21 protein-coding genes and 2 tRNA genes are annotated in these 20,895 nt (G+C 59.4%); 11 read left to right on the top strand and 12 right to left on the bottom strand.

What is annotated here, in order from left to right; translation table 11 throughout:
* Positions 1-124: 124 nt before the first annotated feature.
* Positions 125-577 (top strand): VOC family protein, encoded by a 453-nt coding sequence (locus JDW18_RS07255; RefSeq protein WP_218243005.1) that lies wholly within the window; start codon positions 125-127, stop codon positions 575-577.
* A gap of 187 nt (positions 578-764) precedes the next feature.
* Here JDW18_RS07255 and tesG read toward each other — a convergent pair whose 3' ends face one another.
* The 5 genes from tesG to JDW18_RS07280 form a co-directional block, all read right to left on the bottom strand.
* Entirely contained in the window at positions 765-1,805 is a 1,041-nt protein-coding gene (gene tesG / locus JDW18_RS07260) for a 4-hydroxy-2-oxovalerate aldolase TesG (protein ID WP_218243006.1), read from the bottom strand.
* A 17-nt stretch (positions 1,806-1,822) separates the two neighbouring features.
* On the bottom strand, positions 1,823-2,743 hold the full coding sequence (gene tesF / locus JDW18_RS07265) for an acetaldehyde dehydrogenase TesF (RefSeq protein WP_218243007.1): 921 nt from the start codon (positions 2,741-2,743) through the stop codon (positions 1,823-1,825).
* Positions 2,744-2,749: 6 nt separating this feature from the next.
* Positions 2,750-3,544, bottom strand: coding sequence for a 2-hydroxyhexa-2,4-dienoate hydratase TesE (tesE, locus tag JDW18_RS07270; RefSeq protein ID WP_218243008.1), 795 nt, complete (start codon positions 3,542-3,544; stop codon positions 2,750-2,752).
* A 6-nt stretch (positions 3,545-3,550) separates the two neighbouring features.
* Positions 3,551-4,390: an alpha/beta fold hydrolase gene (locus tag JDW18_RS07275; protein ID WP_218243009.1), complete on the bottom strand. Its 840-nt coding sequence runs from the start codon at positions 4,388-4,390 to the stop codon at positions 3,551-3,553.
* A gap of 68 nt (positions 4,391-4,458) precedes the next feature.
* Positions 4,459-5,436 carry a flavin reductase gene (locus JDW18_RS07280; protein ID WP_218243010.1) on the bottom strand — a complete coding sequence of 326 codons (978 nt, stop codon included), beginning with the start codon at positions 5,434-5,436 and terminating at the stop codon, positions 4,459-4,461.
* Between the two features lie 287 nt (positions 5,437-5,723).
* Between JDW18_RS07280 and JDW18_RS07285 the strand changes: the two genes are divergently transcribed.
* From JDW18_RS07285 to JDW18_RS07330, 10 genes are all read left to right on the top strand, one after another.
* The gene (locus JDW18_RS07285) at positions 5,724-6,911 is read left to right on the top strand and encodes an acyl-CoA dehydrogenase family protein (protein ID WP_218243800.1); all 1,188 of its coding nucleotides are present in this window, start codon (positions 5,724-5,726) and stop codon (positions 6,909-6,911) included.
* A 104-nt stretch (positions 6,912-7,015) separates the two neighbouring features.
* Complete coding sequence (locus tag JDW18_RS07290; RefSeq protein ID WP_218243011.1) at positions 7,016-8,746, top strand: FAD-dependent oxidoreductase; 1,731 nt, start codon at positions 7,016-7,018, stop codon at positions 8,744-8,746.
* 10 nt (positions 8,747-8,756) lie between these two features.
* Positions 8,757-10,490 (top strand): FAD-binding protein, encoded by a 1,734-nt coding sequence (locus tag JDW18_RS07295; RefSeq protein ID WP_218243012.1) that lies wholly within the window; start codon positions 8,757-8,759, stop codon positions 10,488-10,490.
* Between the two features lie 84 nt (positions 10,491-10,574).
* Complete coding sequence (locus tag JDW18_RS07300; RefSeq protein WP_218243013.1) at positions 10,575-11,642, top strand: ferredoxin--NADP reductase; 1,068 nt, start codon at positions 10,575-10,577, stop codon at positions 11,640-11,642.
* Between the two features lie 3 nt (positions 11,643-11,645).
* Entirely contained in the window at positions 11,646-13,268 is a 1,623-nt protein-coding gene (locus JDW18_RS07305) for a FadD3 family acyl-CoA ligase (protein WP_218243014.1), read from the top strand.
* A gap of 96 nt (positions 13,269-13,364) precedes the next feature.
* Positions 13,365-13,440: transfer RNA gene (locus JDW18_RS07310), tRNA-Gly, on the top strand.
* A gap of 98 nt (positions 13,441-13,538) precedes the next feature.
* Positions 13,539-13,627 (top strand) — tRNA-Leu (locus JDW18_RS07315).
* A gap of 230 nt (positions 13,628-13,857) precedes the next feature.
* A complete protein-coding gene (locus JDW18_RS07320) occupies positions 13,858-14,457 on the top strand; it encodes a LysE family translocator (RefSeq protein ID WP_218243015.1) in 600 nt (199 codons plus the stop codon).
* 203 nt (positions 14,458-14,660) lie between these two features.
* Positions 14,661-15,290 carry a DUF6806 family protein gene (locus JDW18_RS07325; protein WP_218243016.1) on the top strand — a complete coding sequence of 210 codons (630 nt, stop codon included), beginning with the start codon at positions 14,661-14,663 and terminating at the stop codon, positions 15,288-15,290.
* A gap of 72 nt (positions 15,291-15,362) precedes the next feature.
* Entirely contained in the window at positions 15,363-15,959 is a 597-nt protein-coding gene (locus JDW18_RS07330; RefSeq protein ID WP_218243017.1) for a YgjP-like metallopeptidase domain-containing protein, read from the top strand.
* 13 nt (positions 15,960-15,972) lie between these two features.
* On the opposite strand, the gene murI is transcribed toward JDW18_RS07330, so the two are convergent.
* The 7 genes from murI to JDW18_RS07365 all read right to left on the bottom strand — a co-directional run bounded on the left by murI (position 15,973) and on the right by JDW18_RS07365 (position 20,796).
* On the bottom strand, positions 15,973-16,878 hold the full coding sequence (gene murI, locus JDW18_RS07335) for a glutamate racemase (RefSeq protein ID WP_218243018.1): 906 nt from the start codon (positions 16,876-16,878) through the stop codon (positions 15,973-15,975).
* 73 nt (positions 16,879-16,951) lie between these two features.
* The gene (locus JDW18_RS07340; protein WP_246610319.1) at positions 16,952-17,494 is read right to left on the bottom strand and encodes a hypothetical protein; all 543 of its coding nucleotides are present in this window, start codon (positions 17,492-17,494) and stop codon (positions 16,952-16,954) included.
* Between the two features lie 64 nt (positions 17,495-17,558).
* Positions 17,559-18,146, bottom strand: a complete 588-nt coding sequence (locus JDW18_RS07345; protein WP_218243019.1) for a hypothetical protein — start codon at positions 18,144-18,146, stop codon at positions 17,559-17,561.
* A complete protein-coding gene (locus tag JDW18_RS07350) occupies positions 18,143-18,955 on the bottom strand; it encodes a DUF6630 family protein (protein WP_218243020.1) in 813 nt (270 codons plus the stop codon). Before JDW18_RS07350 ends, JDW18_RS07345 begins: the two co-directional genes overlap by 4 nt.
* Complete coding sequence (locus JDW18_RS07355; RefSeq protein ID WP_218243021.1) at positions 18,952-19,488, bottom strand: DUF6438 domain-containing protein; 537 nt, start codon at positions 19,486-19,488, stop codon at positions 18,952-18,954. Before JDW18_RS07355 ends, JDW18_RS07350 begins: the two co-directional genes overlap by 4 nt.
* A gap of 121 nt (positions 19,489-19,609) precedes the next feature.
* Entirely contained in the window at positions 19,610-20,212 is a 603-nt protein-coding gene (locus JDW18_RS07360) for a hypothetical protein (RefSeq protein ID WP_218243022.1), read from the bottom strand.
* Positions 20,213-20,217: 5 nt separating this feature from the next.
* A complete protein-coding gene (locus JDW18_RS07365) occupies positions 20,218-20,796 on the bottom strand; it encodes a GNAT family N-acetyltransferase (RefSeq protein ID WP_246610321.1) in 579 nt (192 codons plus the stop codon).
* Positions 20,797-20,895 lie beyond the last annotated feature (99 nt).

Genomic DNA, 20,895 nt, shown 5'->3' on the forward strand with positions numbered 1-20,895 from the left:
GGCATGTTGCCGCATGCGCTGCGCGGCGACAGTTTTCCTTGGGGTTGACTGCTGTTTTCTCCCGCGCTTCGTTCAAGCGTGACTGGCTTGGTAAAAGCACACTTTTTAAAATCAGGAGACTTGCATGGCTGTGAATGGCGTGAACCGGATCATCCTGGCAGTGCGTGACCTGCAAAAAGCAAAGACTTACTACGAGGATTTGCTGGGTGCGACTTTTCATGACGCACACTGGACTGGAGAGCCTTTCGGGATTCAAGTCGCCATCAGCTGGAATGCTGGCATCGAACTATGTGCGCCAATTCCGGGCAAAGAGCAAGAGTGCTTTTTGACGCCCCTGCTCAACGAGCGTGGCGACAGCCTTCTCAACGTTGTATTCAATGTCGACAATGCGGACGAGGCCCTTGAGCGCTCAAAGAAGCTGGAGATTCGGACGATTAACGCGCTTGACTACACGCAGGAAGAGATAGATCTGCATCTGGATGGACTCTTTGCTCGCTACAAAGAGTACTTTCTCAACACCAAGGCACAGCATGGGTATGGAATCGTGTTCGGTCAGATCGAAGCGAAACAGGCATAGATCGATAGCCTGTCTGGCGCTGTGAATGCGAAGCCTGCAGACCTTTGGTATGCGGGCTTTTTTATGACCCCTGTGAATTTCGACTTCCGCATTGAACTGATCTTCAGCTTCAATAAAAAAAGGTTCAGTGGCCGCCCCAAGCAGCCGCTGAACCCAATACAAAGTGGAAATGACAGTCTGTTAAGACTTAGGCAGCCACAGCCACCTTCTGACGGTTACGCACCATGGTCAGGGCGGTGTCTTCAATCATGTCTTCCTGGCCGCCCACCATGCCGCGGCGGCCCAGTTCCAGCAGCAGCTCGCGCGCGGGAATGCCGTACTTGGCTTCGGCGCGCTTGGCGAACAGCAGGAAGCTGCCGTACACACCGGCGTAGCCCAGGGTCAGCGCGTCGCGGTCGATGCGGATGGGGAAGTCCATCAGCGGCACGACCAGATCTTCGGCCACGTCCTGAATCTTGAACACGTCCACGCCAGTCTCGATGCCCATGCGTGCGCACACGGCAATCAGCACTTCCATGGGCGTGTTGCCCGCGCCAGCGCCCAGGCCTGCGGCGGCGGCGTCAATGCGGTTGGCACCGACTTCGACGGCGGCCAGAGAGTTGGCAATGCCCATGGCCAGGTTGTGATGGCCGTGGAAGCCCAGCTCGGTGTCAGGGTTCAGAGCCTGGCGAACGGCGGACAGGCGTTCCTTCACGTCGTCAGGCAGCATGTAGCCAGCCGAGTCGGTGATGTAGATGCAGTTGGCGCCGTAGCTTTCCATCAGCTTGGCTTGCTTGACCAGGCCTTCAGCGCTGTTCATGTGGGCCATCATCAGGAAACCGACGGTGTCCATGCCCATCTTGCGGGCCATGGAGATGTGCTGCTCGGAGACATCGGCCTCGGTGCAGTGGGTGGCCACGCGAATGGTGGACACGCCCAGCTCGTGGGCCATCTTCAGGTGATCGACGGTACCAATGCCGGGCAGCAGCAGGGCGGAGACCTTGGCTTGCTTCATCAGCGGGATGACGGTGGACAGGTACTCTTCGTCGGTATGGGCAGGAAAGCCATAGTTGACCGAGCTGCCGCCCAGGCCGTCGCCGTGGGTGACTTCAATCAGGGGAATGCCCGCAGCGTCCAGGCCGCAGGCCACGGACTTCATCTGCTCCAGCGTCATCTGGTGGCGCTTGGGGTGCATGCCGTCACGCAGCGTCATGTCGTGAACGGTGATCTTCTTACCTTTGAGGGACATGTGATTCTCCTTGGCGCTCAGGCTGCAACAGCTTCGGCGGGCTCGAAACGGCCAGCCAGGATTTCTTCGGCAAACATCTCGGCCGTGCGCGCAGCGGCGGCGGTCATGATGTCCAGATTGCCGGCGTACTTGGGCAGGTAGTCGCCCAGGCCTTCGACTTCCATGTAGATGGAGACGCGGTTGCCGTCAATCACAGGGCCGTTGACCAGCTTGTAGCCGGGCACGTATTTCTGCACTTCCTTGATCATGTCCTGCACCGAAGCTTCGATCTCTTCTTTCTTCGGTGTGTCCACGGTCAGGCAGTGGATGGTGTCGCGCATGATCAGCGGTGGCTCGGCAGGGTTGATCACGATGATGGCCTTGCCCTTTTGCGCGCCGCCAATCTTCTCGACCGCGCCTGCTGTGGTGCGGGTGAATTCGTCGATGTTCTTGCGGGTGCCGGGGCCTACGGACTTGCTGGAGACAGTGGCCACGATTTCGCCGTAGCTCACGGCCTGCACGCGGGAAACCGCTGCCACCATGGGGATGGTGGCCTGGCCGCCGCAGGTGACCATGTTCACGTTCATGGCCTTTTCAGCCACCTTCTCGGCCAGGTTCACGCTGGGCACGCAGTAGGGGCCGATGGCGGCAGGTGTCAGGTCGATCATCAGCACGCCCAGTTCGTTGAGCTTGCGGCTGTTTTCGGCGTGGACATAGGCACTGGTGGCGTCAAAGGCGATCTGGATGCCGTCTTCCTTGACGAAGGGCAGCAGGCCATCCACACCTTCGGCCGTGGTCTTGATGCCCATTTCGCGGGCACGCTTCAGACCATCGGATTCGGGGTCGATACCGACCATCCACACAGGCTCCAGAATGGGGGAGCGCTGCAGTTTCATGAGCAGGTCGGTGCCGATATTGCCGGGACCGATCAGTGCGCACTTGATTTTCTTTTGCGTCATGGTGTCTTACTCCGTGAATTGAATGGAACAGGTGCCCATGCCTTCGATGACCATGTCGAAACGGTCACCGGCAACGGCGGGCACCAGGGGGGCGAGGGAGCCGGAAAGAATCACTTCACCCGCCTTGAAGGGGATACCGAATGCGCCCAGGGTGTTGGCCAGCCAGGCCACGGCTTCGGCGGGGTGGCCTTGCACGGCGCTGCCCAGGCCGGAGCCTGCGGGCTCGCCGTTCTTGGTCATCTGCATGGCAGCGGCGGCCAGATCCAGCGCGGCAGGATCGGTGTGCTGCTTGCCAATGACAAAGACGCCGCAGGAGGCGTTGTCGGCCACGGTGTCCTGAATCTTGATCTTCCAGTCGTTGATGCGCGAATCGACGATCTCGAAGCAGGGCGCGACCCATTCGGTGGCAGCCAGTACGTCTTCCCGGGTCACGCCCGGGCCTTGCAGGTCTTTCTTGAGCATGAAGGCGATTTCGCCTTCGGCGCGTGGCTGAATCAGGCCGGAAGCCTTGAGCGAGACGGCTGCGCCATCTTCAAACTCCATGCTATCGGTCAGAAAGCCGAAGTCGGGCTGGAACACGCCCAGCATGTCCTGCACAGGCTTGGAGGTCACGCCGATCTTCTTGCCGATCACGCGCTCGCCCGATGCTTCGCGCAGGCGCAGCATGTGCAAAGAGATGTGATAGGCATCTTCCACCGTCATGTCGGGGTGGCTGTCGGTCAGCGGCGCCAGGGTCTTGGCGGCGCGCAGCGCGTCATACAGACGCTGGCCTTGCTGTTCGATGAATTGCTTGTCGCTCATGACAGTTCAACCGTTCTTCATGAAGTCAATGCAGGTACGGTTGAACATGTCGCGGTGTTCGACCTGTACCCAGTGACCGCACTGGTTGACCAGCACGATGCGGCAGTTCTTGATACCGTTGGCCAGCTTGTCGGCGCCGCCCACGGGGTTGAAGGCGTCCTGCATGCCCCAGAAGCCCAGCACATTGCACTTCAGGTCGGGCAGTTGCTCGGTCATATTGGGGATGTACAGACGCTGGCGCGAAGCTTCGGTTTGGGTCAGCGCGATGGGCGCGCGTTCGTTGATGATCTCGTCGGTCAGCAGCGACTGATCCACCACCTGCATGCTCATCACGGCGCGCATGGCTTCGGGGCCGGTCTTGCCTGATTTGTAGACGTTGAACATATTGGCAATGCCGGGCATGGCCATATAGGCTTCAAATTCTTCCACGCCGCCGGGGGCCATCAGAATCAGGCTCTTGACATCTTCAGGGTACTTGAGCGCATAGCCCAGTGCCACGGCGCCGCCCAGAGAGTTGCCCAGCAGCGTGATGTTCTTCAGACCCAGCTTGTCCACCAGACCCTTGACACCAGCAATGAAGAAGTCCATGTCGTACTGCTTGGGCTCTTCAGTCTTGGAAGACAGGCCATAGCCGAGCAAGTCAGGGACGATGGAGCGAAAGCCTGCCGCTGCAAACTCGGGGTAGTTGCCCTTGAAGTTGCTGTAGCCGCTGGCGCCAGTGCCCGCGCCATGCAGAAAGATCACTGGGTCGCCCGAGCCTTGCTCGTGGTAGTGCACGCGCTGCGGATGACCGGCCACATTGCCGATGTCCACATACTTGCCTTCGGGAATGGAAAAAGTGCTCATCTCTGTTCTTTATGGTTGGAGTGGATAGGCGAAGGCTGTCTCCTGCCTTCGGGTGGGAAAGGAAATATTCAGGCCTTGGCTTGCCAGAGCTTGGGCAGGCCGGGGTCGGTGGCGGCAATCGCTTTCTTGAGCAGATTGCGCAGCGTGGCAGCCTCCATCTCGCCCAGGCTTTCGATCAGATCGGTTTCCACGGCCTTGGCGGCGGCCAGCACATGCAAGATGGCTTCGTTGCCCTGTGTTGTCAGCTGCAGCGACTGTGCGCGCTCACGGCTTTCTTCCACCCAGCCCTTGCTGATGAGCGATTGCAGGGCTACTGCGCCAATATCTGTGCCGGTATAGGCCATGTGCGAAGCGATCTCGGCAGGCGACTGGGGCTGCTGAATGCTCAGCAGCGACAGCACATAGAAATCAGCATCTGTCATGCCGTAAGCCGCCATGGGCTTGCGCAGGCCGCTCAGAAACTGGAAGTGCGCACGGCCCATCAGATAGCCAATCAGGTTCTCGGAATAGGCGGTATTGGTATCGGCTGCAGGCTCGCTGGCCACGGCGCCCGCTTTGCGCGAAGCCATGGCATAGCCACCGGTCACATACAGCAGCGGGGGGTGGGGGTTGGCGTCATAGCCCGTCACTTCACCCACAAAGATGATGTGATCGCCGCCGTCGTACTGAAAGGCTGTCTTGCACTGGAAACGGGCGCTGCAGTCCTGCAGCAGCGGGGCGTGGTGCTCTTCGGAGTCCAGTGGCAGGCCCGAGAACTTGTCTTCACCCGCACGGGCAAAACGGTTGGACAGCGCTTCCTGCTCGTTCGAGAGGATGTGCACATTCCAGGTGTCGGCGCTCTGAAACACCGGCAGGCTGCGGGCATTCTTGGCCAGGCTCCACAGCACCATCGGTGGCTCCAGCGAGACCGAGTTGAAGCTGTTGGCAGTGATTCCCACAGGCTCACCGTTTTCGGCACGGGTGGTGACGATGGTGACCCCGGTGCCGAACATGCCCAGGGCGCGGCGGAAGTCTTTGGGGTCGAAGGTTGCTGCAGTACTTTGCATGGGTGGTTGTCTCCTTAATGCAAGAGTGCTGCCAAGGCGCATTTTTTGAATCCTTCACATGGACTAGCAGAGGAAATGCGGCCTCAGTGTTTGTCCTAGGGGCTGAATTTTTGCTGCGCCAGATCAGGCTTGCAGCAGCGTTTGAATGAGGGGTTTCATCGTTAGTCTGATCGGACGATGAATGGAAATTTGCATGGTGAGAGCATTTCTGTCATAGGCGAAAAAGCCTTGCCCACCACACCACAAGCCGTCCGGTGGAGCGGCAACTGGAGACCTGAATGAACACAATGACAGACAACTACCTCACCCCTGATGCGCTGGCCGTGATCGAGCGTGCCAAGGCTCTGGCACCCAAGCTGGCGGCCCGTGCCCAGCAGGCTGATCGCGATGGCGCTATCAGTGACGAGACCATTGCCGAGATGGCTGAGGCCGGTCTGTTCCGTGTGCTCCAGCCCAAGCGCTGGGGCGGCTATGAGATGGACCCACGCGTGTTCTACACCGTGCAGATGGAATTGGCCAAGGGCTGCATGTCCACCGCCTGGATTTACGGCGTGGTTGGTGTGCATCCCTGGCAGCTGGCGCTGTTCCCCGCTCAGGCGCAGGAAGACGTCTGGGGCAAGGACAGCGGCGTGCGCATCGCTTCGACTTATATGCCTACCGGCAAGGCCGAGCCCGTGGAAGGTGGCTTCAAGTTCAATGGTCGCTGGAGCTTCTCCACTGGCTCCAAGCACTGCGACTGGCTGTTCCTCGGCGGTCTGCTGCCCAAGCGTGATGGCACGCCCGGCCTGGAACACGTGACTTTCCTGGTGCCCAAGAGCGACTACCGCATCGAAGACAACTGGGATGTGCTGGGCCTGCGCGGCACTGGCAGCCACGACATCGTGGTGGAAAACGCTTTTGTGCCCGCCCACCGCATTCAGTACACCAACGATCACAGCGATGTGGGTTGCCCAGGCCGCGTGGAAAACACCAGCTGGCTGTACCGCATCCCCTTCACCCATGTGTTCCAGCGCGCTGTCTCTACAGCCTGCCTGGGTGCGATGGAAGGCACGATTGAATCGTTCACCGCACGTGCCACGGCCCACGTTGGCAAGCACGGCAACAAGATGGCAGAAGACGTGAACGCCCAGACGGCCGTGACAGAAGCCACGATTGCGCTGGATCAGCTCAAGCTGGTGCTGTTCCGTAACTACGCCCGCATTGTGGATGCTGCCAAGACCGGCATTCAGCTGTCGCTGGAAGAGCGTCTGCTGCAGCGTGCACAGGCTTCGTATGTGCCCAAGCTGACGGGCTATCACGTCAACGAAATGATGCGTGCCTGCGCTGCCAGCGGTACCTTCAAGAACAACCCGATCGAGCGCGTGTTCCGCGACATCCATCAGGGCCGTACCCACATTGCGAACAACACCGACGCTTATGTGCGCGCCTACGGCTCGCATGTGCTGGGTATTGCTAACCAGGAACCATTCGTCTGATTCTGATCCGATGAAATTGCGGCAGTTGCTCGTTTGATGCAGCTGCCGCATGCGTTCTTTTTGCGGCAGACCATCCAAAAAACAAAGATTGACGGAGACAAGGCATGGCAGAACAAGAATATGACCTGATCGTCGTAGGTTCGGGGGCAGGGGCGTTGCTGGGCGCCATCCGTGCGCAGGAGCAGGGTCTGAAGACTCTGGTGGTGGAGAAGACCGATCTGTTCGGCGGTACCTCGGCCTTGTCCGGTGGTGGCATCTGGATTCCCGTCAACTACGACCAGAAAAAAGCGGGCGTCAAAGACGATCTGGAAACCGCATTCAGCTACATGAAGCGCTGCGTGCGCGGCATGGCGACCGATGACCGTGTGCTGGCCTATGTGGAAACCGCCAACAAGATGGCCGAGTATCTGCGTCAGATCGGCATTCCCTACCGCGCCATGGCCAAGTACGCGGACTACTACCCCCATATCGAAGGCTCCAAGCCCGGTGGCCGCACCATGGACCCCATGGACTTCAATGCCGCCAAGCTGGGTGTGGCTGCGCTGGAAACCATGCGCCCCGGCCCTCCAGGCAACCAGCTGTTTGGCCGCATGAGCATCAGCGCCTTTGAAGCGCACTCCATGCTGTCGCGTGAACTCAAGTCGCGCTTCACCATCATGGGCATCATGCTCAAGTATTTTCTGGACTACCCCTGGCGCAACAAGACCAAGCGTGACCGTCGCATGACCGGTGGCCAGGCGCTGGTGGCGGGCCTGCTGACGGCAGCCAACAAGGCCGGCGTCGAAATGTGGCGCAATTGCCCCCTCAAAGAGCTGGTGCAGGATGCATCAGGCCGCGTGACGGGGGTGATCGTTGAGAAAAACGGTGCCCGCACCGAAATCAAAGCCAAGCGAGGCGTGATGCTGGGTGCAGGTGGCTTTGAGCGCAACCAGGAAATGCGCGATCAGTATCTGAACAAGCCCTCCAAGGCTGAGTGGACAGCCACGCCTGTTGGCGGCAATACCGGTGATGCGCACCGTGCCGGTCAGGCCGTGGGGGGACAACTGCACCTGATGGACTGGTCCTGGGGCTGCCCCACCATGGATGTGCCCAAGGAGCCTGCATATCGCGGCATCTTTGTGGAGCGTTCGCTGCCCGGTTGCATGGTGGTCAACGACAAAGGCCAGCGTTTCCTCAACGAATCCGGTCCTTACCCTGAATTCCAGCAAGCCATGCTGGCTGAAAGTGCCAAGGGCAATGGCGGTGCACCGGCCTGGATTGTGTTTGACGCCAGCTTCCGTGCCCAGAACCCCATTGGCCCTCTGATGCCCGGCTCGGCGGTGCCTGACAGCAAGGTGCGCAAGAGCTGGCTGAACAATGTGTACTGGAAGGGCGAGACGCTGGACGATCTGGCCGCCCAGATCGGTGTGGATGCCGCAGGCCTGAAAGACAGCGCCCGTCGCATGACCGAATACGCCAAGACCGGCAAGGATCTGGACTTTGACCGCGGCGGCAATGTGTTTGACCGCTACTACGGCGACCCACGTCTGAAAAACCCCAATCTTGGCCCAGTCGAGAAAGGCCCGTTCTATGCCATGCGCCTGTGGCCCGGCGAAATTGGTACCAAGGGCGGCCTGCTGACGGACCGTGAAGGCCGTGCGCTGAACGCGCAAGGTCAGGTGATTGAAGGTCTGTATTGCGTGGGCAATAACTCTGCATCCGTCATGGGGCCAGCCTATGCGGGTGCAGGTTCCACACTGGGCCCGGCAATGACGTTTGCCTTCCGCGCTGTGGCCGACATGGTGGGCAAGCCCCTGCCACTGGAAAACCCACATCTGCTGGGCAAGGCTGTTTGAAGGAGCTGAGATGACGAGCAGTTCCAAAAAACATATCAGCACCATCAACCCGGTAGGCCCGGCGCTGGAGGTGCGCTCTGCGGACGATGTGCAATGGTCTGACACCACCGATGTGATCGTCGTTGGCTGGGGTGGGGCCGGTGCCAGCGCAGCCATTGAAGCGCGTGAGCAAGGCGCTGAAGTGCTGGTCATTGACCGCTTCAGCGGCGGTGGTGCCAGCGTGCTCTCGGGCGGCGTGGTCTATGCCGGTGGTGGTACCAAGTACCAGAAGCAGGCGGGCTTTGAAGACTCGCCGGAAGCCATGACGGCCTACCTCAAGCATGAGGTCAACGGCGTCGTCAGCGATGCGACGCTGGCGCGTTTCAGCCGCGACAGCGTGGCCAATCTGGAGTGGCTGGAAAAGCAGGGCGCAGGCTTTGACTCCACCATGCCCGCCTACAAGACCTCGTATCCGCCTGATGGTGTGTACCTGTACTACTCGGGCAACGAAGTGGTGCCTGCCTATGGCAACCCGGCACTGGCCAAGAAGCCCGCACCGCGTGGTCACCGTGTGGTGGCCAAGGGGCAGTCGGGGGCGACTTTCTTCGCAGCGCTGCAGCAGTCCACACTGGCACATGGTGCCCGCACGCTCACACAGGCGCGTGTGCAGCGACTGGTGCGCGAGCAGGAAACAGGCCGCGTGCTGGGTGTGGAAGTGACCGTGCTGCCTGCGGGCGATGCACGCACAGAGCGCCATAAAAAGCTCGATGAGCTGGTGGCCAAGTGGCGTCTGTATCAGGCGCCGCGTGCGCAGGCTGGGCGCCGCGAAGCTGCGCAGATCGAGAGCGAGATTGGCGAGAAGCGCTTTATCCGCGCCCGCAAAGGTGTGGTGCTGTCTACCGGTGGCTATATCTTCAACTCCGAATTGATGGACAAGCACGCACCGGCCTACAAGCCGGGCTGGCTGACGGGCGCTGCAGGCTGTGACGGCTCTGGCCTGCGCCTGGGGCAGTCGGTGGGGGGGATTGGTCAGGATCTGAACAATATCTCGGCCTGGCGTTTCATCACGCCTCCGGCGGTCTGGCCCAAGGGGCTGGTGGTCAACACCAAGGGCGAGCGTTTCTGCAATGAGCAGGTCTATGGCGCCAAGCTGGGCTACGAGATGATGGAAAAGCAGGGCGGCAAGGCCTGGCTCATTATTGATAGCAAGCTTCGCAGGCAGGCTGCCTGGCAGTGCCTGTTTGGCGGGCTGTGGGCCTTCCAGTCCATGCCCGCGCTGGCGCTGATGTACAAGGTTGCGGTCAAGGGTAAATCGGTGGCAGATCTGGCCCAGAAGCTCAACCTGGATGCAGCCCTGCTGCAGCGCCAGTTTGATACGGCCAATGCTGCGGCGCGTGGCGAGATTGACGATCCCATGGGCAAGTCCACGGACATGCGCCATGAGTTCAAGGGCGGCTCGCTGTTTGCCATTGATATCTCCATCAGCCAGAAGATGTTCCCGCTGGCCGTGCTGAGTCTGGGTGGCCTCAAGGTCAACGAAGACAGCGGTGCAGTGATTGATGGCGCAGGGCGCGATATTCCGGGCCTGTATGCCGCTGGCCGCACGGCCATTGGTATTGCGTCTTCGCGCTATGTCAGCGGCCTGTCTCTGGCCGATTGCGTGTTTTCCGGTCGCCGGGCGGGCAAGGCCGCAGCCGCGGATGGCAGCAGGGCCGCAGAGCCCAGCGCCGCCGTAGCGGGCGTGCAGGAAAGCGTCGGTGTTTAACCCCTGAGTTGTGGGGGCAGCCATGGGCCGGGGCGCCGGTGCCTGGCTGCACAGATAAGTGTGAGTGAGTAAGGGGTCATAAAAATGAGCAGTGAAGCGACAACCAGTGCATCGCGCTATCACCCGTTGCGTGTGCGTGCGGTGATTGATGAGACACACGACACCAAATCCATTGTGTTTGATGTTCCCGAGGCTTTGGCTGAGCAGTTCAGCTACAGGCCCGGGCAGTTCCTGACGCTGCGACTGCCGATCGAGGGCCGTTATGTGCCTCGTTGCTATTCCATGTCCAGCGCCCCGGCGCTGGATGATGCGCTGCGCGTGACCGTCAAGCGCGTGCACCAGGGGCGCGGCTCCAATTGGGTGTGCGACAAGATCCGCGCCGGCGATACGGTGGAGCTGATGCCGCCGTCGGGCCTGTTCTCGCCCAGAAATTTATCGCAGAACTTCTTGCTGCTGGCTGGCGGCAGCGGCATCACGCCCGTGTTCTCCATTTTGCGCACCGTGCTTAAGCAGCATCAGGGCAATGTGGTGCTGTTCTATGCCAATCGTGATGAGCGCTCGGTCATCTTCAAGAAAGACCTGCAGCAGCTGGCGGCTGAGTATCCGGACCGCCTGCAAGTCATTCACTGGCTCGATTCGGTGCAGGGCGCTCCTTCGCAAAAGCAGCTGGCAGCCTGGGCTACGCCCTGGGTGGCTAATGCCGGTCAGGCCTTTATCTGCGGCCCCGGCCCTTTCATGGATGCCGCACAGGCCGCCATGATCGAAGCGGGCATGCCCGCCGATCAGGTGCATGTGGAGCGCTTTGTTTCTCTGCCCGATGAGGAAACCCTGCAGCAGATGCAGGAAGCGGCAGAGCCTGTTGAAGCGGCAGTGGATGAAGCCGTGGTGCAACTGCGCCTGGACGGTGAAGAGTACGAGTTCACCTGCAGCGGCACTGAAACCATTCTGGAAGCGGGCCTGCGCGCTGGCATCAACGTGCCATTTTCCTGCCAGGCAGGTATGTGCGCATCCTGCATGTGCCAGGTTCAGGACGGCAGCGTCCATCTGCGCCACAACGAAGTACTGGATGCCAAGGATCTGTCCAAGAAATGGACGCTGGCCTGCCAGTCCGTGCCCACCAGCGAGAAGCTGCGCGTCAAATTCCCGGAGTAAAACATGTCGAATATCCAACAGAACAAGGTGCAGGACACTTCGCTGACCTTGCCCGCCATGCTGGCCGATGTGGCCAGCCGCTATGCAGAGCGCGCCGCCATTGTCGAAAACGGCAAATCCATCAGCTATGCCCAGTTGCTGCAACTCAGTCGTCAGGCCGCTCGCGCTTTGATGAGCCTGGGTGTGCAGGCCGGTGACCGTGTGGCCCTGTGGGCGCCTAACCTCAGCGAATGGATTGTGGCCGCTTGCGGCGTGCATGCCGCAGGTGGCGTACTGGTGCCGCTGAACACCCGTATGAAGGGCGCAGAAGCGGCCGACATTCTGGACCGCAGCCGCGCCCGCGTGCTGGTCAGTGTGGGTGATTTTCTGAACAACTACTACCCAGACCTGCTGAATGGCCAGCGCCCCGCAACGCTGGAGCAGATTGTGGTTCTGGGCGATAAGGTGCTGCCCAGTGCGGATCTGAGCTGGAATCAGTTCATGGCCAAGGCCGATGCCACCAGCGCAGAAGCACAGCTGCAGCGCGAAGCACAGATCAAGCCTGACGACACGGCTGACCTGATGTTCACCTCCGGCACCACCGGCCGTCCCAAGGGGGTGATGGCTGCGCACAATCCCACCATTCTGGCTTTCAAGGCCTGGTCGGATGTGGTGGGCCTGACCGAAGGCAGCCGTTACCTGATCGTCAACCCCTTCTTTCACACCTTTGGCTACAAGGCTGGCTGGGTGGCGGCTCTGCTGCAAGGCGCAACGGTCTATCCAGAGCAGGTTTTTGATGCCGAAGCCATCTTGCGCCGTATCGAAAGCGATCGCATCAGCTTCATGCCTGGTCCACCCACGCTGTTCCTGTCCATGCTGGCGCATCCGCAGCTCAAGAGCTTTGACTTGAGCTCGCTGGAAGCCAGTGTGACAGGCGCTTCCACCGTGCCGCCCATTCTGATCAAGCGCATGCGTGAAGAGCTGGGTATCAAGAATGTGACCACCGCCTATGGCCTGACCGAGTGCGGCGGCTGTGCAACGCTGTGTGATCCTTCGGATGACGTGGAGACCGTGGCCAACACCTGCGGCAAGGCTCTGCCAGGCACCGAAGTGCGCTGTGTGGACGAGCAGGGCAAGCCTGTGGCTGCAGGCGAGGCTGGTGAAGTGCTGCTGCGCGGCTATCACATCATGAAGGGCTACTTCGAGGACGATAAGGCCACGGCGGAAACCATTGATGCGGACGGCTGGCTGCACACCGGCGATGTGGGCGTGCTGGACGAGCGCGGCTATCTGCGCATTACCGACCGCTTGAAGGATATGTTCATCGTGGGCGGCTTCAACTGCTACCCCGCAGAGATTGAGCGCATGCTCTCCAACCACCCCGATGTGGCCCAGGTCGCCGTGATTGGCCTGCCCGATGAGCGCATGGGTGAAGTGGGCTGCGCCTGCGTGGTGGCCCGCAATGGCGTGACCGTGGACAAAGACACCTTCATCGCATGGTGCCGTGCCAATATGGCGAACTACAAGGTGCCACGCTTTGTGCTGCAGCTCGACAGCCTGCCAGTCAACGCATCCAACAAGGTGCAAAAGCGCGACCTGCTGCAGATCGTCAAGGCCAAGATGGAGCAGGCCGCCCAGCCTGCTTGAACGCAGTCGTCATGAAATTGGCTGTTTTCCCAAAAAAGCACGAATTTCATGGCTATAATTCAAGTCTGTTCTGCAAAGCCTAATGCTTTCAGAGATGCGGGAATAGCTCAGTTGGTAGAGCGATACCTTGCCAAGGTATAGGTCGACGGTTCGAACCCGTTTTCCCGCTCCAGATTTTGAAAAGGGAAGCAAAAGCTTCCCTTTTTTATTGCCTCAGTCCTCGGGCTGGTGCAATACTTGCTGTCTGGCCATGCGCTATGCAGCAAGTGGGCCCCGATGGTGAAATTGGTAGACACTGCAGACTTAAAATCTGCCGCTTTTAACGAAGCGTGCCGGTTCGATTCCGGCTCGGGGCACCAGGAAATAAGAAAACCTTGCTACTTTTTGAGTAGCAAGGTTTTTCTGTTTCCGGACCGTGCATATCCGCGGTTCACCCGATTCAGGCAGGGCTTGCTTCTTGTAAGAAATTGATGACAGAACCCTGTCGCCAGCCGTCTTCATGCGCGTAAATGGGCGCTAATGTCGTTATTCTTGCTGCACTGCAACAAATGCACCCTGTTCTGCCGTTATCGCGGGGGTGCGTTCAGGGATGTACGTTAACGATTGGTCTTTTCTTCTGGTCATTGCGACCATTCTTCTGACGCCGGGGCCCACCAATACTTTGCTGGCGTCGTCCGGAATCAGCCAGGGGCTGCGCCGCTCCGCGCCTTTGCTCTCCTTTGAATGTCTGGGCTATGTCTGTGCAACCAGTCTCTGGGGGCTGGTGCTCAACACCACCATGCAGGACTATCCTTTTGTCATCAACATCATCAAGGTGGTCAGCGGGCTGTACATCGCCAGGCTGGGCCTTCGGCTATGGGCTCAGGCCGGGCATGATGCCGCTCTGGAGCAGATGGCTGCGGTCAAGCCCTCTGAGCTGTTTGTCGCCACCTTGCTCAACCCCAAGGCCGTTATTTTTGCCATGGTGCTGTTTCCGGTACAGACTTGGCTGAGTGTTTCCAACTATGCCGAGGTCATGGGCAGCTTCGTGGCGCTGGTGGCCGTGATTGGCGGGCTGTGGATTGCGCTGGGTTCGGTGCTTATCAGCGGGCGTTTTCGCTGGCTGCAACCGCAGTGGTTTCAGCGCCTGGCTGCGCTGACGCTGTGGGGCTTTGCTGTCTGGTTGCTGTTGGGCGGAATTTTTGCCTGAGTGCCGTAGTGCGAGTGCTTGACTGAACGGTATCCGCCTGTCTGCGCGGTTTTGACTTCGGTGAGAAAATCGCCCCCGGTAATGCTATTTGACACAGGGGTGTCAGGCATTGGTTCAGGGGCTTGGAAAAGCTCTGGCTTCGATGCAATATGGGGCTGAAGTTCTGTCATGCTGGCAGGGCCTGCACTCCAAGAGATCAATAAATGTCTAGTTACAACGCTGCTTTTGAAATTCATGTCCACGGTCAGGTTCTGCTCCGTGCTGATGTTACGTACGAGCAGCTTCAGGATGCATTGCGCCCGCTGTGGGCCTATGCCGGTGCTCGCTCGCTCAAGGAAGGGGAGTCCAGCTTCTACGATGAAGAGCCGGGCATCCAGTTCAACACCGAGGAGCATGCGCTGCAGATGTGCTGGACGGTGCGTGGTGACGAAGACTTCCGTCAGGCGCTGGATGATATGTGCATGGGCCTGAATGAGCTGGCCGAGCAGGGCTCTCCGATTGAAGTGACGTTTTACGACACCGAGTTCGACGAGGACGAAGCCCCTGCCGAGGCGCAAAGCCGTGATGACTTTGTGATGCTGTTTGTGGGCCCCAACCCCGCTGCCATCATGCAGGTGCAGCGTGATTTGCTGGTGCAGGATGTGGTCGGCCTCATGGAGCGCCACTTTGATGGCTCTGAGCTGACGGGTGTGGTGCAGGAGATTGACAAGCTGTTCTCGCAGCGCTTTGAGGCGCTGGTCAGTTCGCTGGAGCTGGGCAAGCCACCCCGTGGTGGCTCGGGCGGTGCAGGTTCTGGCCATGGCGGTAATCGCCGCCCGCGCCATTTGCATTGATCTTTTTCTAGACTCCAGACACAAGCCCTCTGCGCTGCGGCAACTGCAGCCCCAGAGGGCTTGTGCGTTGATATGAAGCCTATTGCCACCCCCAAATATTCAGGAGCCATTTCCACGCAGCTGCGAAAAGAGCGCGTGGTGGCCGCAGCGGCATCACCGCAACTGGCGCTGCCCTATCTGTCGGGCTATGCGCCTTCGCTGCAGAGCAAGGTGCGTGAATGGCTGCAGGCGGGCAAGGCCGGGGAATGGCTGCTGCGCAAATATCCGCAGGCCCATGCGGTGCGTACGGACAAGGCGCTTTATGCCTATGTGGATGAGCTCAAGGCCGAATACCTGCGCAATGCAGGACAGTTGCACCGCGTGGCTTACGACAGCAAGATTCATGTGGTGCGCAATGCGCTGGGGCTGCACACGCGCAGGGCGATTGCGCATGGCGGCAAGCTCAATGCCCGGCACGAAATTCATGTGGCCGCCATGTTCAAGCAGGCACCCGATGCGTTTTTGCGCATGATCTGCGTGCATGAGCTGGCCCATATCCGCATCATGGATCACGACAAAGCCTTCTATCAGCTGTGCACGCACATGGAGCCTGAGTATCACCAGCTGGAGTTTGATGTGCGCTTTTACCTCAGCTATCTGGATACAGGCGCACCGGCCCTGTGGGAGTGAGTGGCGAGCAGGCTCAGGCAGTCGCCACTGATGCGCTGGCCGACGGTACATTGACATGGCTGCAGCACTGGGCGGGCAAGTCCAGCCAGCGCTGGGCGGCGGCTTGCAGGGCAGGCAGGGCGCCGGTAGTCAGCAGCTGAATCTGGGCAGGCTGGGCCAGCTCTTGAGCTGCTGCGCTTTCATGATCTTCCGCCGCCAGCAAGCTGCGCTGCTCCAGCATGCGGCGCGTCTGGCGGGCAACCGGGGCGCCGGTATCCAGCAATTGAATGTCCGGGCCCAGCAGGGCGCGCAGGTCGTCTTTGACAAACACATAGTGGGTGCAGCCCAGTACCAGCGTATCCATTTGCCCGGTTTTTTGGCCAAATTGGCCTAAAGCCTGCGTGTAATTTGCGCAGAGCGCTCTTATTTCAGTAGTCTCTGCATCGCTGGGCAAGGGCTGCTCGGTGCTGCGCTCAATGGCTTTTGCCAGGCCATCGCAGGCTTGCAGATGAAACTGGGCGCGCTGGCTGTGCTCAGTCACCAGCCGTGCCACGCGCTGGCTGCTGACGGTGCCGCGTGTGGCCATCACGCCCACATGGTGGGTCTGGCTGGAAAAAGACGCGGGCTTGATGGCTGGCTCCACACCGATTACGGGCAGCTCGGGCATTTGCTGGCGCAGCAATTCCACGGCGGCTGCAGTGGCCGTGTTGCAGGCAATGACCAGAATCTTGATGTCATGCTGCTGGCACAGATGCTGCGCGATGGCCAGCGTGCGCTCCTGCACAAAAGCGTCCCCTCTTGCGTCGCCATACGGGGCGTTGCCGCTGTCGGCCAGATAGACAAACTGCTCATGCGGCAGTTCATGGCGCAGTGCCTGCAAGACGCTGAGGCCACCGACGCCGCTGTCAAAAATACCGATGGGGGATTGGGGTGTGGGCATGTCGCAGGCGCTCAGAAAAGAGGACGGGCGGCAGTATGCGCCGCATTCATCAACGCAGCAGGGGCTAGGGGCATCACAGACCGTCCTGACCGCTTTGGGCCGTGGGCAGGCCGCAGGTGGGGCAGAACTTGTCCTCGTAAGCCACTTCATGGCCAGCGGGGCAATAGTGGGTGCGCAGTATGCGCGGCAGGCGCCAGCTGGAATAGAAAATGCTGAATGCCATGGCATAGAAGGCCATGCCGTGACCGCTAAAGGCTTTGATGCCTTGCTCATTGCCGATGTCCGGGCTGGTGACGATGAGCAAGAAGTTGACGATGGCATAGCCAAAGATGGTGAACGCGGCATAGCGCATCCAGTCCGGACAGCCTGCCAGCACTTTCTTCCACGAAAAATTCAGGCGATTGCCGTTGTTGATGTGCTGGGCAATCAGCACCGCAGGAATCCAGACCGCAAAAAGTCCGCCGACCAGTGCCATCGATATGCTGGTCTGCAGCTCTTCGTTGAACAGGCTCATGACGGCTCCAAACTGATTGCTCCACGTCAGCAGGTTGGCCAGCGCGCACAGCAACAGGCCAAGACCAGCGACAAACATCAGGGGGATCAGCAAAATGTTCATGTCTCAGTCGTTGTTATCAAAAATATAGCTGTAAGCGCTTGGTGGATAAGCGCTATGGCTATTTTTAATCAGATTTTCTTTTAGGCGCGGCGAGTGAAATACTGTAGATGGAGCGGCCAAAGTAGCTTTGCTGCGCGCTTATGCGTGCGGGCATGACGTCGTCGGGAAGCCGGTCAAACGCGCCTTCATCAATGCAGAATTCAAAGAACATATAGCGCACTTCTGGCAGCTTGAGCTGGTGGTGGCAGCTGTAGCGGCCGGAGCTGCGCTTTTTGACGACATTGCTTTCGCTGACAACCTCGGTGCCCATGACGGCGGTGTAGGCCTTTGGCAATGTGCCCGCCAGATTGAGCCAGAGCACCAGCAGCCAGAAGCCCAGGCACAGCGGAATCATCAAGACGCGCTTGATGGGGCCGTAGTCTTCCCATGGGCCAGCGGGCTTCCATTGGCCGCGCTTGTAAAGAATGCGCAGCCAGACGAGGCCCAGAGCGGTCAATGCCAAGGACAGATAGAGTGCGATCGCCTGCCAGCCATTACTGGGAACAAAGCCGCGCGAGAACATGGGCACCAGCGCCCCCAGCAGCACGAGCATGAAGATGATGACCAGGCATTTTTGAGCGCTGGAGGCATCTGCCTTCCAAAGTCCTTTCATGCGTCAGGCTCCTCAAGAGTCAACCCCACACCCAGCAGCGCCTGACGCAGCGGCTCGGTCGCTGTGGTGTCCTGCAAAGTCAGCAGATAGCTGTCGTCATCGCTTTCGATGATGCATAGCTTGAGCTCCAGCGGTGTCAAGGCCTGATTGACGGCGGCAATGGCTTCTTCGGCATCGCCGAACTCTGCGTCTTCAAGCGTTTCCAGCGCCACATCGGCATCGATTTGCGGGTAGTGCCTGGCCAGCAGGTCGGCAGTGCTGTCGATGACGGATTCATCGTCATTCCAGTCCACTTTGGTGATATGCCCTTCATGGGCCAGCTCGCGCAGCACCCAGTCCAGGCGCTGCTTTTTGCGCAGGTTCTCCAGGCGCATTTCGTGGCGCAGCAGCCATTGCTGGCTCCAGTCACTGTCCCGGCTCAATGTCTCAATCAAGGTTTGCAGTGGGGCCAGCCATTGGGGCTTGCGGCCTGTACCGCGCTGAATTTTCTCGGGCGTTTCTGTCAGTAGCTTGATGGCCCAGCTCACCATGGGATCGATACAGCGCTGGCCATGCTTGCTGAAGCTGCCGCCCTGACTCAGGGACTGAAGCTGCGCAGCCTTGGCATGGGCTTGCCCAGCGGTAGGCAGCTGTAGAAGCGCATCGAAGATCAGCTCGCTGCCATTGTTGTCGGGCAGATTGATGCTCAGGCGCAGGCTGATGCCTTCAGGGTTGCGGCGCAGGTTCAGCAGGCGCTCGCCATCCTGGGCTTTGCCCTGCAAGTCGGCAGGCAGGGCGTGAAGAAGTTCGGTCAGGCGTTGAACACTCATGGTTGGGAATTCAGTTCCTTGAATGGGTCTGTATTCGCCACACGTATCCAGTCGTGCACATTGGCCACTTGCATGATGGTGGTAGCAAGCTGGTGCAGCGGCTTCAAGTCTGTTGACATGGAGGTGCAGCCGTTGTACCAGCTGTAGTTGATGGGCTCTTCGCCCGCGTATTGGGCCTGAATGCTGCCGCCGCTGGCATCAGTGCGCCAGATGGGGCAGTGCGCTGAGTTCGGGCCGTAATTGCGATCGAGCTTACGCAGACGAATTTTTGTGGTCAGTTGCTGAATCTGTGCAAACGCCTGGGGCGAGATCTGCTTGCGCTGCGTGCCTTTGACCTGGGTGTAGGCGTGGCCTGTAAAGACGACCTGGCCCAGCGAGTCGATCTCCACTTGGTAACTGGGGCAACTGCCATAGCAGCCGTCGGCGAAGTAGCTGATCTTGCGCAACTGAGCTTCATTTTGCTTGGGCGGGCGTGGACTGGTGCTCTCTTGCGCCATTGCTGAAACAGCCAGCACGCTGATCAGAGGGGCCATCAGCCCTGCTTTTAAATATTGCTTTCGCATGGATGGTGCCCGTTTCACAGTAGCGTTTGTGGCGTTCATATTGTGAGGATCGCTGAAGAGTAACCGGCTGGGCCTAGCTATTTGTAACTGACTACTCGTAATACTCCCAAGCATCCAGCATGGCCTGGGCCAGGTTGGGGTCATGGGTGAACTGGCTTAGCGCGGCCAAGACACGGGCGCGGCCTTGCGGTGTCAGGCCGTCGTCCAGGTTCAGCTCTTCTTCAGGCAGGCGCTCGTGAATATCAGCAACCGTGGCGATGCCTCCCAACGCGGTGTAGAGATTAGGTGCGAAAAGTCTGGGGCTCCAGTGCCCGGCACCATGAAAGGCAAAAAACACCTGGCCTGTCTGGCTGTCATAGATGAACGGATCGCCGCCTTGCTCGGCAATCACCAGCCAGTGGCCGGGCCAGTCGTCAAAGGGCTGATCGGGGTCGGATTCCCATGCATAGCCCGCTTGTAGATCCAGCAGTCTGTGTAGCGGTGGAACGCAGACAGGATTGCCGCCGGCCGAAAAGTGCAGGCCTACTGGCCCTACAGATTCGTAGATGACCTCGCCCCAAGGGCCTATCTGTTCGTAAAAGCGGGCAATTTCTGCGGGCAGCTGGCCGGCATCGCCTTGCCAGTTGCTGGCCGGCTGTGAGCGCAGTTCACCGCCAATAGAGAGTCGTTGGCGTATTTGTTCAGTGCTGTGCATAAAAATCAGCGCAAAAGTTTGCGCATATGGGCATTGCTGAGCTGGACACCCCGTACTTCGGGAGCTTGCTGGCGGATTACTTCAAAGCCGAAATGCTGAAAGAAGCCCTGAGCAGTGAGGCTGACATCTGCACTGAGCTGCTGCATGCCCCGCTGTCTGGCCTGCGCTTCAATATATTCGATTAAAAGTCTTCCGGCCCCAGTGTTGCTTGCGCTGGCAGCTACAAAAAAGTGATCGATATAGCCATCACTTTGAAGGTCCGCATAGGCCAGAGCCTGCCCCTGGCTGCTTTCCACCACATAGGGGGCGAGTGCATCCAGACGCTTTTGCCAGCCAGTGCGGTCAGGCACATCAGGCGCCCAGGCTTGCCGCTGCTGCAGGCTGTAATCATCCTTTGTTAACTGGTGCACGGCGCTGTGAAACACCTGCCACAGTGCGGGCGCATCATCGGGTCGATAACTTCGTATATGCATGAATAGGCAAGGGGGAGGGCTGGTTTCAGAATGCCTTTGGCATGCGCCTTGAATGCAGAGCACTGTAAGCCCGCCAGAGGCGGAAATGTTTGGTTTTACATCTGCATTCAATCCGCTGTTTTGATGATTTTTCTGTCATCAAAAATCGATAACCATCAGTCTAAAGTCATTGTGGTGCTCAGGTTTTTGTAGCGGCTGGAATGGCGCTGC

Origin of the sequence: Comamonas fluminis (assembly GCF_019186805.1) — a bacterium.
GTDB lineage: Bacteria > Pseudomonadota > Gammaproteobacteria > Burkholderiales > Burkholderiaceae_C > Comamonas > Comamonas fluminis.